The organism is Flavobacterium davisii, from assembly GCF_019565505.1.
Lineage (GTDB): Bacteria > Bacteroidota > Bacteroidia > Flavobacteriales > Flavobacteriaceae > Flavobacterium > Flavobacterium davisii.
Window position 1 is genome coordinate 2,509,174 of sequence record NZ_CP067378.1, and the last position, 14,612, is coordinate 2,523,785.

17 protein-coding genes and 2 pseudogenes are annotated in these 14,612 nt (G+C 29.4%); 9 read left to right on the plus strand and 10 right to left on the minus strand.

The annotated features are described in order from the left end of the window. Nucleotides 1-78: 78 nt before the first annotated feature. Genes JJC05_RS11955 through JJC05_RS11970 form a run of 4 tightly spaced genes read left to right on the plus strand, consistent with a single transcriptional unit; the run spans nucleotide 79 to nucleotide 2,434 of the window. Complete coding sequence (locus JJC05_RS11955; protein WP_105196104.1) at nucleotides 79-1,107, plus strand: FecCD family ABC transporter permease; 1,029 nt, start codon at nucleotides 79-81, stop codon at nucleotides 1,105-1,107. Between the two features lie 17 nt (nucleotides 1,108-1,124). After that, nucleotides 1,125-1,316 (plus strand): ATP-binding cassette domain-containing protein, encoded by a 192-nt coding sequence (locus JJC05_RS18370; RefSeq protein WP_235877452.1) that lies wholly within the window; start codon nucleotides 1,125-1,127, stop codon nucleotides 1,314-1,316. A 35-nt stretch (nucleotides 1,317-1,351) separates the two neighbouring features. Beyond that, a complete protein-coding gene (locus JJC05_RS11965; RefSeq protein ID WP_235877453.1) occupies nucleotides 1,352-1,885 on the plus strand; it encodes an ABC transporter ATP-binding protein in 534 nt (177 codons plus the stop codon). A 45-nt stretch (nucleotides 1,886-1,930) separates the two neighbouring features. Further along, on the plus strand, nucleotides 1,931-2,434 hold the full coding sequence (locus JJC05_RS11970; protein WP_105196106.1) for a hypothetical protein: 504 nt from the start codon (nucleotides 1,931-1,933) through the stop codon (nucleotides 2,432-2,434). Nucleotides 2,435-2,540: 106 nt separating this feature from the next. Here JJC05_RS11970 and era read toward each other — a convergent pair whose 3' ends face one another. Further along, entirely contained in the window at nucleotides 2,541-3,428 is an 888-nt protein-coding gene (gene era / locus JJC05_RS11975) for a GTPase Era (RefSeq protein WP_235877454.1), read from the minus strand. Between the two features lie 121 nt (nucleotides 3,429-3,549). Between era and JJC05_RS17445 the strand changes: the two genes are divergently transcribed. Continuing rightward, nucleotides 3,550-3,789 (plus strand): group III truncated hemoglobin, encoded by a 240-nt coding sequence (locus JJC05_RS17445; protein WP_258928822.1) that lies wholly within the window; start codon nucleotides 3,550-3,552, stop codon nucleotides 3,787-3,789. Nucleotides 3,790-3,924: 135 nt separating this feature from the next. Here the strand turns inward: JJC05_RS17445 and JJC05_RS11985 are convergent, their stop codons facing one another. The 5 genes from JJC05_RS11985 to JJC05_RS12000 form a co-directional block, all read right to left on the minus strand. Beyond that, nucleotides 3,925-4,623 carry an RMD1 family protein gene (locus tag JJC05_RS11985; RefSeq protein WP_309597482.1) on the minus strand — a complete coding sequence of 233 codons (699 nt, stop codon included), beginning with the start codon at nucleotides 4,621-4,623 and terminating at the stop codon, nucleotides 3,925-3,927. 183 nt (nucleotides 4,624-4,806) lie between these two features. Further along, complete coding sequence (locus JJC05_RS11990; RefSeq protein WP_235877456.1) at nucleotides 4,807-6,270, minus strand: lipopolysaccharide biosynthesis protein; 1,464 nt, start codon at nucleotides 6,268-6,270, stop codon at nucleotides 4,807-4,809. A gap of 357 nt (nucleotides 6,271-6,627) precedes the next feature. Beyond that, a complete protein-coding gene (locus tag JJC05_RS17450) occupies nucleotides 6,628-6,807 on the minus strand; it encodes an FkbM family methyltransferase (protein WP_258928825.1) in 180 nt (59 codons plus the stop codon). A gap of 5 nt (nucleotides 6,808-6,812) precedes the next feature. After that, nucleotides 6,813-7,190, minus strand: coding sequence for a class I SAM-dependent methyltransferase (locus JJC05_RS17455; protein WP_258928827.1), 378 nt, complete (start codon nucleotides 7,188-7,190; stop codon nucleotides 6,813-6,815). A 177-nt stretch (nucleotides 7,191-7,367) separates the two neighbouring features. Next, complete coding sequence (locus tag JJC05_RS12000) at nucleotides 7,368-9,113, minus strand: ABC transporter ATP-binding protein (protein ID WP_105196143.1); 1,746 nt, start codon at nucleotides 9,111-9,113, stop codon at nucleotides 7,368-7,370. Nucleotides 9,114-9,164: 51 nt separating this feature from the next. On the opposite strand from JJC05_RS12000, the gene JJC05_RS18375 reads away from it, so the two are divergent. The 3 genes from JJC05_RS18375 to JJC05_RS12010 are packed head-to-tail and all read left to right on the plus strand — an operon-like array spanning nucleotide 9,165 to nucleotide 10,727. Further along, nucleotides 9,165-9,362, plus strand: coding sequence for a GSCFA domain-containing protein (locus JJC05_RS18375; RefSeq protein ID WP_309597320.1), 198 nt, complete (start codon nucleotides 9,165-9,167; stop codon nucleotides 9,360-9,362). Between the two features lie 25 nt (nucleotides 9,363-9,387). Then, nucleotides 9,388-10,113: a GSCFA domain-containing protein gene (locus JJC05_RS12005; RefSeq protein WP_374226361.1), complete on the plus strand. Its 726-nt coding sequence runs from the start codon at nucleotides 9,388-9,390 to the stop codon at nucleotides 10,111-10,113. 2 nt (nucleotides 10,114-10,115) lie between these two features. Beyond that, the gene (locus JJC05_RS12010) at nucleotides 10,116-10,727 is read left to right on the plus strand and encodes a DUF4230 domain-containing protein (RefSeq protein WP_127823778.1); all 612 of its coding nucleotides are present in this window, start codon (nucleotides 10,116-10,118) and stop codon (nucleotides 10,725-10,727) included. Between the two features lie 259 nt (nucleotides 10,728-10,986). On the opposite strand, the pseudogene rho reads toward JJC05_RS12010, so the two are convergent. From rho to JJC05_RS18910, 3 genes and pseudogenes are all read right to left on the minus strand, one after another. Next, nucleotides 10,987-12,183: pseudogene (rho, locus tag JJC05_RS12015) on the minus strand (transcription termination factor Rho); the annotation flags it as partial. A 112-nt stretch (nucleotides 12,184-12,295) separates the two neighbouring features. Then, entirely contained in the window at nucleotides 12,296-12,565 is a 270-nt protein-coding gene (locus JJC05_RS18905; protein WP_374226300.1) for a hypothetical protein, read from the minus strand. A gap of 98 nt (nucleotides 12,566-12,663) precedes the next feature. Further along, nucleotides 12,664-12,768 carry a Rho termination factor N-terminal domain-containing protein gene (locus JJC05_RS18910; protein WP_374226301.1) on the minus strand — a complete coding sequence of 35 codons (105 nt, stop codon included), beginning with the start codon at nucleotides 12,766-12,768 and terminating at the stop codon, nucleotides 12,664-12,666. 170 nt (nucleotides 12,769-12,938) lie between these two features. On the opposite strand from JJC05_RS18910, the pseudogene JJC05_RS12020 reads away from it, so the two are divergent. Beyond that, nucleotides 12,939-13,345: pseudogene (locus JJC05_RS12020) on the plus strand (DUF4293 domain-containing protein). 911 nt (nucleotides 13,346-14,256) lie between these two features. On the opposite strand, the gene JJC05_RS12025 reads toward JJC05_RS12020, so the two are convergent. Continuing rightward, nucleotides 14,257-14,562, minus strand: coding sequence for a rhodanese-like domain-containing protein (locus JJC05_RS12025; RefSeq protein WP_164849158.1), 306 nt, complete (start codon nucleotides 14,560-14,562; stop codon nucleotides 14,257-14,259). Nucleotides 14,563-14,612 lie beyond the last annotated feature (50 nt).

Consider the following 14,612-nt stretch of genomic DNA (forward strand, 5'->3'; position numbering starts at 1 on the left):
ATTAATTAAAGAAAGCGTTGTATTCCGTTTAAAGACATGATCCAAATAGATCGCTTTCTACAATTCTAAAATAATTTAGTGAAGCAAAATAAAAACATATTACTGTTTGTACTATTCCTCTTTTTATTAATCGTTACTGTTCTAACCTCTTTGCGATATGGAGCAGTAGCCATTTCTATAGAAGAAATAAAGAGTGCTTTTTTTCATTGGCTTGATAATTCTCAAAATTTGCCACTTAACGAACGTATCTTTTTAGAAATCCGTTTACCTAGAACAATTCTCAGTGTAGCAGTAGGAGCCATATTGGCTGTAGGAGGAGTGCTTTTACAATCATTATTTAGAAATCCTATTGTAGAACCCGGAATGATTGGTACATCCAGCGGAGCAGCATTTGGAGCAGCATTTTTTATTGTTTTAGGAAATACATTCGGAATTTCAGTAGATGAATGGTCATTGCCCTTACTAGCTTGCTTAGGAGGTGTTATAGGAACTATTTTAGTCTTAGTTCTATCAAATACGAATAAAAAAGGAAAACAATCCATTATATTGCTATTACTTACAGGAGTTGCCGTTAATGCGCTTTTTATGAGTGGTGTAGGATTTATGGGATATATAGCTCGTGATCCGCAGGCACGTTCTATTACTTTTTGGAATTTAGGAACATTATCAGGAGCTAATTGGAAGGCAGTACAAATAGTAAGTGTTGTGGGGATATTAGGTATTTCTTTTGCCTTTAAATTAGGAAAATCACTGAATACATTAATATTAGGGGAAGAAGAAGCAGGTTATTTAGGGGTTAATCTTAAAAAATTAAAAATAAAGGTATTGGCGATTAATGTTATTATGATTTCAATTGCCACTTCGTTTGTAGGAGTTATCGGATTTATAGGTTTAATTGTGCCTCATATTTTGCGAATGCTTATAGGATCAGATAATCGAAATTTAGTTTTATATAGTGCTATTTTAGGAGGAATTATTTTGAGTATTGCGGATTTTATTGCTCGAAATATTTTAAGTCCCGCAGAACTTCCCATAGGAATCATTACCTCTATAGTAGGAGTTCCCATTTTTATTTTCCTTTTACGTAAACGTAATTACTTCTTTTAAAAATAGAATTTTTCTTAATGATACGAATTCAGAATATTAGCTATAAAATAGAAAATAAGATTATACTAGATAATATTTCAGCCACATTTGAGTCTGGTAAAATTAATCTTATTATTGGACCTAATGGGGCAGGAAAATCAACCTTAATAAAAATAATGAGTGGGCAAATAAAACCTTCTCAAGGAAATCTTTTTTTTCAGAGCAGGTAAATCTTTCAACCGCTGAACTAGCTAAAAGAAGAGCTGTGCTTTCTCAAAACATAGAAGTTCATTTTCCTATTAATGTAGAAGAAGTAATTATGATGGGACGTTATCCTCATTTTGATTCTATTCCAACTTCAAAAGACCGAGAAATAGTGCAAGAAGTAATTCAATTTTTTGAAATTCAAGATTTACTAGAACGTAATTTTATAACTTTAAGTGGGGGTGAAAAACAGCGTGTTCATTTTGCCCGCGTAATGGCGCAAATATGGGAACAATCATACGATAGGATTCTTATAATGGATGAACCTTTGACTTTCTTAGATATTCATTATCAATACGATGTTATGTATAAAATTAAAGAATTAAGTCAACAAAGAAACTTATTGATTATAGGTGTTTTGCACGATTTAAATCTAACAGCCAAATTTGCAGATAATATTTATGTTATTCAAAGAGGGCATCTTGCGTATACAGGAACTAAAAACGAAATTTTTAAACCAGAAATTGTGGAAGAAATTTACTCCATAAAACCCACTATTTTTGAAAAAGAAGAAACGTATTTTATAAGTTTTTAATAATTTTCTTATCTTGGTTACCCTCTAATCAAAGTAAACTAAAAAATGGAAACTGAAAACACGATTAACCTACGACTGCGATTTTACAAAGATATTGATGAAAAAGTTGATATCGTCAGACAAAAATTTATTGATTACAAAAGTCAAATTTCTTCGGATTATATAATGAAAATAAGAAGAAATCATATACAATTTACCATAGGAGGAGTAAAAGAACGCTATTGGTCACCGTATTTAACGATAGAATTGGAAGAAAAAGAAGGGAGTAATGGACAAGCTACTCATGTTAGAGGATTGTTTGGACCTGCTCAGACAATGTGGACATTTTTTATCTTTATGCACTTTATGATAGCTGGAATCTTTATCGTCTTTATGATGTTTGCCATTTCAGATTATATGTTAAAAAAAAGTGTTATATCTGATTTCATGGTAATGGGATTGATGATTTTTTGCTGGATATTCCTTTACATATTAGGTCGTCAAACACGTGAAAACGGATACGGTCAGATGAATGAATTAGAACAAGAATTTTTAAAAATTATCCAGTAAGATTATTATATCTTCAAATAAAAAATGACCCCGTTTTTTACTATCCTTGTTTAAAACGGGGTTTCATTATAATATTGTAAAACGTTTAAATGATGGTATTTTGATATTAATTTTTTTGATTATAGCCAAAACGTCTTAATTGTCTTTCATTTGATCGCCAATCTTTATTAACTTTCACATACAATTCTATATGAATCTGTTTACCAAAAAAATTTTCTAATTCTTCACGAGCTTGAATTCCCACCTTTTTAATTGCAGCCCCTTTATGGCCAATAATGATTCCTTTTTGAGTATCGCGTTCTACCATTATTAAAGAACGGATTCTAATAATTTTGTCATCTTCTTTAAACTCTTCCGTTTCTACTTCGCAAGCATAAGGAATTTCCTTATCATAGTTTAATAATATTTTTTCACGGATAGCTTCGTTTACAAAAAAACGTTCTGGCTTATCTGTTAAAGCATCTTTAGGATAATATGGTTCAGATTCTGGAAGTAACTCTATAATTCTATCAAAAACAGTTTGCACATTAAAGTTTTCTAAAGCAGAAATCGGAAAAATTTCAGCATTAGGAACTTTTTCTTTCCATAATGCAACTTGTTCTTCTAGTTGTTCCTGATTGGATTTGTCTATTTTATTTAACAATAAAAGAACGGGAATCTTAGAGTGAATAATTTTATTAAAAAAAGCTTCATCCTTTAAATCCTTTTCTCCTATTTCTACCATATAAATTAAGACATCAGCATCTTCAAAAGCCGACTTAACAAAATCCATCATAGAACTTTGTAATTCATAAGCAGGTTTTATAATACCGGGTGTATCCGAAAATAATATTTGAAAATCATTGCCATTTACAATACCTAAAATTCTATGACGAGTTGTTTGTGCTTTGCTTGTAATAATGGATAAACGCTCTCCTACGAAGGCATTCATTAGAGTTGATTTTCCAACGTTGGGATTTCCTATAATATTGACGTATCCTGCTTTGTGCGACATAATGTACTTTTTTTGCAAAGGTAGGAAATAAAATGTGATAGGTTTGTTTTCTATGAGAAGAAAGCTTCTTAAGATGATAAAAATCAGTAGGAAGTTATATTAAATGAATTACATTAGCTGTATGAGAGATATAGAAACAAGACAAGACATATTATTTGTAATGAAGGTGTTTTATGGTAAACTCCTAGCTGATAACAAAATTAATTTTTTCTTTAATAAGGTAACCCAAGTAGATGAACATCTAGATCATCACTTAGATGTTTTATGCACCTTCTGGGAACAAGCCCTTTTTTTAAAAGGAGGGTATGCCAATAATATGTTTCAGATACATAAAGATGTGCATGATAAATCGCCTTTTTAAAAGAACATTATGATATTTGGTTAGATTATTTATATGACAGTATTGATCCTCATTTTGAAGGTAAAATGGCAGAACAAATGAAAAAAATGGCAGTTAATATGGCTACAGTATTAAAGATTAAGTTGGTTTAGTTATTTATCTAATGAAAGACATTATTATTTCAAAAGTAATTAATAAAATAATAATCCATTCCAAACGAGAGCTTTCTTTTACGTTTAGAACTTCTGTGAAAATTTTTAAATTGTTTTCTACAATAGATAATCGGTAATCTACGTCTTTAAAACGAGGTAAAATTTCAAAGTTCGATTTCATTTTTCTGTTAAGAGCATCCAATTTTTCGTTTTCCCAAACAGAGTTCGGATCATCTAATATATATAAATTGTCAACAATACTATTTTTTACATTTAATACTTGACCGATGTATTTTAAGAGGTTTTTTTTAGAAACATTAATTTTTCCAGTATTTTCTAATTGAAGTATAAATTCTTTCGTTGAAGAAACTAGTTTGCCTGTAATAATTTCGTAATATTCTAATGCAACTGATTGTGCTACATTAAGCATGATTATCCGGATAGCTGAACTGTCTAATTCAGGCAATATGACTTCATTGTTTTTTACTTCAAAATTTATATTGTCTTCTTTTATCAGGATACTATACTCTTCTTTTAAAAGCATGTTAATAGGGGATTCCTCGTGCTTTTTTATTTTGTATAGCCATTCTTCTTCTTCTGTACTGCTAAAATTAGCAAAAACAACCACACCATAATCTAATAAATAAATAAATTTATTAGATTCTATTTGCTTAAAAAAATTCCGAACCAGAAAAACTATAATTAGCTCCTTCTAATTCATTTTTGAAATTTTTAATATTGATAATTTCAGCTAATTGAATTGCGGAGACTTTTATTTTCATAATATTTTATTTCTTACAAATTTACACATAAAATTATTTTTATAAATATTATTTCTGTTTAAATTATTGTAAGTCAATTAGTTGTTTTTTTTGGTGTTTTCTTTTTATCGCATTAAAGATTTAGGTAAGACCTCTTTTATAGGAACAATTTTAAAAATCCAATTAGCTATAGCAAAAACAAGTAATCCGATGAAGGGTTTGTAGCATAAATTAAAGAAAATAGAAGCAGTATCAGGTAAAATATGTCCTATACTAATTACAATAATTAATAGCAGTAATAAGTGTAGAAACTTCCAACTAAAAGGATGTACTCCAAATTTTTTATAATTAAAATAAATTTTAATTAAGTTATAAGAAGTTAATGAAATAGCGGTTGCAATAGAAACGCCAATAATACCTAATTTAAACCAGAATAAAAAAATTAAGTTGGTAGAGATAGTGAGCAGAGCTAAAGCAATTGTAGTTGTATTATTAAATTTATAATATTTAGAATTGGTAATAATATAGCCATTAAAACCAGTAGCTAAATCAAATAAGAGAGCAAATCCCATGATATATAATACGGGTAATCCTTGCGCCAATTTATCTCCGTTTTTCATTAAAGCAAATAGATCTTCAATTCCAATGGCAACCAAACCAAACAAAACGATACCAATTACAAATAAATATAAAGAAGTTTTGTGGTGTAATGTTTTTAAATCTTCCATTTTGTTTTCGGCTATTTGTTGTGCAATAATTGGGGCTGAAATAGTATAAACTCCCAAAGCAGGAACCGTAATCATACGAACTAAGTTTAGAGAGGTATTATAAATAGAAACCTCTTGATAAGTCAATATTTCACCAATCATATAAGTGTCAATATTTAATGCAATTACAGAACCCATACTTCCTAAAAAAGTATAAAAAGAATAAGTAAAAAGCTCTTTACTAAATTGATTTTGGCTTAAAAAAATAAAATCAATCTTTTTTGTTAATTTTTCCAAATGATTAAGATAAAGGAGCATCCCTAAAAAAGCGATAACAAAAAAACTAACAAATATCCACAACGCTTTATTTTCTTCTAATTTGTTGAAAAAGAGTAAAATAAAAGCACTTATCATTCCTAATTTAGGAAATAGATTTTCAAAAATGTTAGGAATAACAATACGTTTTTTGATAGAAATATATTTAGATATTAATTGTATTAATGAAAGTAATAATGCAATAAAGAGTATATAAGGGGCATATATCCAAAAACTTCTTGATTTAATAGAAGGAAATATAATAGATACAAATGTTAGTAAAATTAATCCTAAAAAGAAATTACCAATAATAAATAGAATAGAAAACTTGAACAAATCTTGTTGCGTGTTATTTTGTGACATTTGTGGGAAAAATCGAACATTAGCGTGCATAATACCTAATGCAATCATTGGTAAAATTAATAATGCAGTTTGATGTATAAATTGTAGTTTTCCCGAAAAATCTAAATTATACGGATACAAAAAAACAGTAGAAAAAATGCCTATTAAGGTACTAAAATATCCTATTATACTATATTTTATACTTTGTCTAGCTACAACACTCATTATAAGTTTAAATTACGAATTTAATTATTTTAACTCAGATTACGCGATAGATTTTGTGATGAAGATAAAAAAGACAAAGAAGATAAAAATGTACAAAAAATCTTTACTACAGACTTCGTCTTGCTATTTTGAAGAAAAAAGTATGCTTTTTTCTTCAAAATTATTTTTTAATAAAAATAAAATTATTGATGTATTTATTAAAATCATTTAAATAGTCATCTTTTTGAAAATCAGATAGTAGGTTAGTGTCAAAATTTTGTAAACTCAATGATTTTCGATCAAAATAAAAAACCTCATATTCAAAACCTTTTATGAAATCAAAAATCGAGTGAATAGGATAATGCGCATGACGTAGTTCTATTTCAATAATAAGAGTGGGATGCAACTCTTGTAATACCTTTTACTGCCCTTTATAGTGTCAAATTCGTGTCCTTCAACATCAATTTTTACTAAATCTAATTTTTGAATTTTATTTTCAAAAACCCAATCGTCTAATGTTATTGTTTTGATTTCAATTTTTTCGACTTCCTCTCCCATATTTTCTAAAGAAGCACGTGTATCCTGTAATCCATTTTCTTTTTAGGAATATGTAATACAGAGGTGCCCGTACTTGAAGAAACTGCTAAGGGAAACAATTTAATTTTAGGAAACAAAGGTTGGATATAGTTTACCAAAGAAACATTAGGCTCAAAACCAAAAATTTTACCTGATTTAATCTTCTTCTCCGCTTGATACAAATAAATCCCTTTATTAGTTCCTATATCTAAAAAAACGGAATCTTCTTTTAAGAGTTGATGAATAAGTAGTAATTCAGGTTCACATTTATAATCTCCTGTACCTAATGAAGCAAGGGTTTTATAATATCTTTTCTTGTATAAAGTAGGCCAAAAATGATAGGCCAATTGGATTAAAAATTTCATTTATATTCTCGTTTAACTAACTACTTTAGAAAGACAAACCTGTTGTTGTAAACGTTGCTTATCTTAGAAAACACTGTTGTTATCATTTTAATAACGACATTTCAAAAGTAATCTTTTATATAGAATGGCGCAAATAAGGTGTTTGACCAAAAATAACAAAGATGCTTTTTTGAACATCTATTTCCTTTCTCCTATCTGCTGACGCCACATTGCATAATACAGCCCTTTGCTATCTACTAAATCTTCGTGTTTTCCTTGTTCTATAATTTTTCCTTTTTCAAGAACAAAAATTTTATCAGCGTGCATAATAGTAGAAAGACGATGAGCAATAAGAACCGTTATGCGGTTGTTGTTAGATATAGATTTGATTGTGTCATTAATAGCTTCTTCTGTAATAGAATCTAGAGCAGAAGTGGCTTCGTCAAAAATTAAAAGATTTGGATTTCGTAAAATAGCTCTAGCTATAGATAAACGTTGTTTTTCACCTCCTGAGACCTTAATTCCTCCTTCTCCTATAGTAGTATTTATGCCTTTTTCTGCACGATTTAACAAGTTTTGACAACTAGATTGTTGTAAAGCATTTAACAAATCCTCATCAGAAGCATCAGGTTTAACAAAAAGTAAATTTTCCTTAATGGTCCCAGAAAATAGTTGGGCATCTTGCGTTACAAATCCCAATTGTTTCCTAATTTCTAATAATTCTACTTCCGTTTCGTTTATGTCATTATAGGCAATACTTCCTTCATTAGGTTTGTATAGCCCAACAAGAAGTTTGACTAATGTTGTTTTTCCTGAACCCGAAGGACCTACAAAAGCAACAGTTTCGCCTTTTTTTATTTCAAAAGAAATATTTTCAACGGCCTTAAAATGGGCTGTTTGATGCTGAAAACTTACTTGATTAAAACTTAATTTTTCAATTGTTCCAATTGTTTTTGGAGAGGCTGGTTTGTATTCTGATTCTTGAGCTAATAACTTTTTAAAATTATCTAAAGAAACTTTGGTTTCATTCTTTACAATGATAAATTGACTCATTTCTTGTAGAGGATTAAAAATAAAAAAAGTAAAAAAAGTCATTGTTAACAAGTCTCCAATGACTATTTTGCCTTGAAAAACAAAATAATATAGAGTAAAAACAACTAACGTCCTCATGAAATGAACAGTTGTTCCTTGTATAAAACTTAAACTGCGGATGTAACGTATTTTTTGGAGTTCAAGGCCTAAAATTTTAAGCGTATTTTGGTTTAGACGCGCTTCTTCTTGCTGGGTTAAACCAAGACTTTTTACTAATTCAATATTACGTAAACTTTCAGTGGTTGAGCCTGCTAGAGCATTTGTTTGAATTACTATATTTCGAGATATAGCTTTTATTTTCTTCCCTAAAACAGAGCTAACAAAACCAATGATAGGGGCTGTAATAACAAATATGAGTGAAATTTTTATATCAATACGAGCAATGTATAAAAAAACAAAAATAAACCCAACGATTGTTTGAAAAACCAATGAAATGGAAAGATTGATCAGTTTTTCAGAATCAATCCGAACCTTTTGCAGTTTATTTAGCGTTTCGCCACTTCGTTGATCTTCAAATTGAGCATAAGGTAAATCCAATGATTTTTTTATACCATCAGTATACATTTCAGCTCCAGTACGTTGAATAACAATGTTAGTAAAATAATCTTGGAAGTTTTTAGTAATCCTAGAAATCATAGCCATTAAAACAGATAATCCTAACCAAAAACCAACCGCTTTTATAAAAGCGAAATCATTTCCTTTGTATTTTTGTATACCTACGCCACAATCTTGCATGATTTTACCCGTAATGATTGAATCACTTAGACTAAAACAAATATTCATACCTGCCATTAATAAAGCAATGGTTAAAAGTTTATAGTGCTTTTTTAAATATTGAAATAAAATATCCATTTCTATAAAATCAATGTTTAGAGGATTGCTAAAATATTTGTAGTTTTGAATATGATTTTTTCGTTGAAAATACCCATAGCCAAAACCAATCAAACAATAGATTACCAATCCGATTTATTGTTATTGGGTTCTTGTTTTTCAGAAAATATTGGTAACAAATTTAGTTATTTTAAATTTAAGACCACAGTAAATCCTTTTGGGATAATTTTTAATCCCATTTCTATTGAAAAAATAATAAAAGGATTGTAGAAAAAAATACTTTACAGAAGATGATATTTTTTATCATAATGATTTATGGCATTGTTTTGAAGTGCATTCAGAACTTTCAAATCCAAGCAAAGAAGCATTTTTGGAAGAATTGAATAATTTAATCAAATCTATAAATAGTCAAATTAAGGAATTAAGTCATTGTATGATTACATTAGGAACCTCTTGGGTTTATAGAGCTACTAAAATAGATACAATAGTTGCGAATTGTCATAAGGTACCACAAGCAGAATTTACCAAAGAGTTGTTATCTGTTGAAGTTATTCAACAAAGCTTACTAAATATCATTTCATTAGTAAAATCTTTAAATCCCCATATAAAATTTATTTTTACAATATCTCCAGTTCGTCATATAAAGGATGGTTTCTTTGAAAATAATGTAAGCAAAGGAAATTTATTTTCAGCGCTTCATAAATTGCTTTCTATTTCGGGAGTAGAGGAGACCTATTTTCCAAGTTATGAAATTGTAATGGATGAATTACGTGATTATAGATTTTATGAAAAGGATATGTTGCACCCTAATGAACTTGCTGTAGATTATATTTGGGAACGTTTTTTAGAAAATTATTTCGATGAAGAAACAAGATCTTTAATGCTTGATATAAAAGCGATTCAAAAAGATTTAGCACATCGTCCTTTTAATCCTAATACAGAAAAACATCAAAAATTTTTAGAAAAAGTACATGCTAAAAAAATGTTATTATTAAAAAAAATACCTCATTTATCTTTTTAATTATGATGAATTTATATAAAAAAATATTTTTCGGATTGTTATTTCTCGTGGTAGTGTTTGTTGCATATCAATATTTTGCAGATAAGAATGAAACAAGAACAGAATATAATTCCAATCTAATTCAAGAACAAATTAAAAATGTTGGAAAATTAATTGTAACAGAAGGACATTACTCGCAAATACTTACGTTTAAAGATCAAGACCGTTATTTGGGAGGGCTTATTTCATTTGACAAAAAAGCATTAGTCATAGTAAATTCAGATGTAACGGTAGCTTATGATTTGCGACAAATGCAATATGAAATAGATGAAAAATCTAAAGTTATCCGAATTATTTCTGTGCCAAAAGAAGAAATAAGAATAAATCCAGATATACAGTATTATGATATAGAACAAAGTAAATTTAATGAATTTACAGGTGCTGATTTTAATGCTATTACTAAAAAGGTTAAATCAGATTTGGCTAAAAAAATGCAGAAATCAACGTTGAAAAACAATGCTAAAAATCGTTTAGTAAGTGAACTTTCAAAAATATTGTTAGTTACTCATTCTATGGGGTGGAAAGTAGAGTATAATGGAGAAGAGATAAAAAAAGAAGGAGATTTTAAGCTTTAACTCAGATTAGATGAGGTTTTGTGATGGAGATGAAAAAGTAAATAAAAACAAAATCTTTATTGAAAGTATGCTTTTTTAGATTGTTTTGTATCTGTAATAAATTTTAATTAGGATTTAATATTGTTGAGTCTAAAGTTTATTTAATATGAGGTTCTTTTAAGAAAAGCGTATTTATATAATAAATCTAGTAGTAAAAATATAAATGATTTAATAACTAAAAAGGCTGTTAGGACAGCCTTTTTTATTATAAAAGTAAAGTTTAATCATTCATAGATATTAAAAATTCTTCGTTGTTTCGGGTCTTTTTAAAACGATCATTGATGAATTCCATGGCTTCTACTGAGTTCATGTCAGCTAGGTATTTGCGCATAATCCACATACGTTGAATGGTTTTTTCGTCTAATAAAAGATCGTCACGACGTGTACTAGATGATGTTAGATCTACAGAAGGGAAAATACGACGATTAGCAATTTTACGATCTAACTGAAGTTCCATATTACCCGTTCCTTTAAATTCTTCAAAGATAACCTCATCCATTTTAGAACCTGTTTCTGTTAATGCCGTAGCAATAATACTTAATGAACCTCCATTTTCTACATTACGTGCAGCACCAAAGAAACGTTTCGGTTTTTGTAACGCATTAGCGTCAACTCCTCCGCTTAGGACTTTGCCAGAAGCTGGTTGTACAGTGTTGTAAGCACGTGCTAGACGTGTAATAGAATCTAATAAAATCACAACATCATGTCCACATTCAACTAAACGTTTGGCTTTTTCAAGTACGATATTGGCAATTTTAACATGTTCCTGTGGTTCACGGTCAAATGTAGAAGCAACGACTTCTGCGCGTACACTACGTTGCATGTCTGTAACTTCTTCTGGACGTTCATCTATTAACAATACAATCATGTATACTTCTGGATGATTTGCTGCAATGGCATTGGCAATATCTTTAAGTAGCATGGTTTTACCAGTTTTAGGTTGCGCTACTATCATGCCGCGCTGTCCTTTGCCAATAGGGGAAAATAAGTCTATGATACGGGTGGAAATAGAACTGCCTTTTTCAGCTAATTTGAATTTTTCGGTAGGAAAAACAGGTGTTAAGTGGTCAAATGAAACGCGATCTCGAACAACTTGTGGGTCATGACCATTAATTTTTAGAACTTTTACCAGTGGAAAATATTTTTCTCCTTCTTTTGGTGGACGAACAACTCCCTTTACAGTGTCTCCTGTTTTTAATCCGAATAGTCTAATTTGTGAAGTTGATAAATAAATGTCATCAGGAGATGCTAGATAATTGTAGTCGGAAGAACGTAAGAATCCGTATCCATCAGGCATCATTTCTAGTACGCCTTCACTTTCTATAATCCCTTCAAATTCATAATCAGGCTCTCTGAAATTAGTTGTTTTTTTGTATTTGGGATTTTGATTGTTGGAATTGTATTTGTTTTTATTTGGCTCAACAATAGGGGCTTGTTCTGTTTCTGTAATAGAATTGTTCGTTTGTTCTGTTGCAATTTCTATTGTTTCTATTGTTTCTTCTGCTTGCTTTTTGGGAAACTCTATTGCCTCATTTACTTCTTCTGTAGGGATAGGAAGGATCTGAGATGTTTTCGATAGTTTCCGTTGTTTTCTTTTTGTCTTTAGAGAACTTAGGCGTTTTGGTTTTCTTTACAAAAACTTCTTTTTTTTGTTCCGAAACTTCATCGGGATGAGAAGTTTTTTTATTGTTTGTTTTTTTAGAACCTTTTTTTTCTTCTGATTCTTCGGAAAAAAGGGAGGTTTCGATAGTTGCATCCACTTTTTCAAGTTCAGATACTTCTTTTTTGTCTTTAACCATACGAGCTCGTTTGGGTTTTGAAGTGTCTTCAGAAACACTATTTGTTTCTGGAGTTAGTTTTTCAGGGTTTGAAGCTTGGAAATCAAGTATTTGGTATACTAAATCGTCTTTTTAAGAGTTTTAAAATTCTTGATTTTGGCTGCTTTTGCAATTTCTTGCAATTCATTTAGCTTCATTTCTTTTAATACAGAAATATCAAACATAAAGTATAGTTAGCTTAAAAAAATGGGGTTTAAAAATTGATTTTTTGAAACTTATGTTCCGAAGTATGAAGTGCTTACGGATTGTTCCTGCAATAATACAAAAAAATATTTAGGAAACAATAGCTTTTTTAAAAAGAAAATATATTTTTGTACCAATATAGTAAAAAAAAATGATTCAAAGAATTCAAAGCGTATATTTAGTTTTGGCTTTTGTTATAATGGCGGTTTTTCCTTTTGTATTTCCTCTTTGGAAAGAAGAAGGTAAAGAAATTTATTTTATGACGAATATTATGTATACCGTTTTTTTTGGTCTTAGTACATCGTTTTCTTTAATGAGTTTACTATCTTTCAAAAAGAGACAAACTCAATTTGTGTTAAACAGATTGAATATGATATTAAACTTAATTTTACTAGGATTATTTGTGTATCGTGCACTAAGCTTACCGGAGGAACTCAGATTCTTGTGAAAGGTATTGGGATGTTTCTTCCTATAATTACTATCTTGTTGTTAGTTTTAGCTAACAAAGCCATTAAGAAGGATGAAGATCTTGTAAAATCAGTGGATCGATTACGATAAACCTATCATCTTAGTTTATTAGTGCGACTAATCCCAGAGGTAACTCTGGGATTTTTTTATGATCTTGTTTGAGAAAGTTTTGAAATTGTGAAAAAGATAAAAAATACAGTAACATGAATTTTTTAGTTTGTAAAATTTAAATTGTTGATTTGGTTTAGTTTGATTTGGATATTAGAAAATACCATTTTAGAGTATCTTAAAATTATATTCATGATCCTTGGGAAATTTTATTTTTAATCCAGATTCCGCATTAGACTTGGTTGTTAGAAACAAAATTTTTCAATAAATTCAAGTGCTCACGGAAAATTTTAGAAGAAGAAATAGTGAACTATTTTGATGATTAAAATTTGAGTACGTGCTTGAATTTGAAGAAAAATAAAGTGGAATAGATTTACTTCGTCTATTCGCTACGCTCGGGTCTAATGCGTAATCTGGGTTTAACTCAGATTATGCGTTAGAGATTTATTATATATAAAAATGATTTTGAAGAGGGGGTTCTAAAAGACTGTAATCTTGTCATACTATGTTTTTTGTATAGGGAGAAATCACATGGTGCTGATAATATAACTTCTCCTCTTGTAGAAGTGGTAGATTAGATGTTTAATTTTGACTTTTCAAACACTTTTTTAAATTAGATTATCCTAAAATCGTAATTTTATTTTGATCAAAGGAAGTTTTGGATGAAGAGAGTAAAAGAAATGAATTAATACTGTTAATGAGGAGACTTCTTTCTTTGTGTGAATTGATAAACAATACGTTAGATTATTACTTTCTAGTCTCTATGTCTGTAAAAAAAAACTATTTCAGCACAAAGTCTAATTTGTAATCTGGGTTGAAAAAAGGCTATCTAAACTAGATAGCCTTTGTTTCAAAAAAAACTAATAATGTGGTATATCTTGATATGAAGAAAATTATAGTTTATGTTGTAAACTATCCCAACTCCCGCCGTTTATACACTCAAAATTGTGTTGTTTAAGTATAGAAACTGCTTGACTGCTACGTATACCACTACGACAGCAGGCAATTACAGGTTTATTTAACTTTTTGATGTTTTCTATTTCTTGTTTGATATCGTCAAGAGGTATATTTTTGGATCCTGATATGTGTCCAGAAGAATATTCATTAGGGGTTCTTACGTCTATAATAACGGCTCCTCTGTTGATAAAGTCTTGTAAGTTATTCTTTTTATCTAAACCTAGAAAGCTGAAAAAGCCCATACATTTTGATTTTTTACCAAATGTATGAGCTCTTAATTTATTTTTGTGTG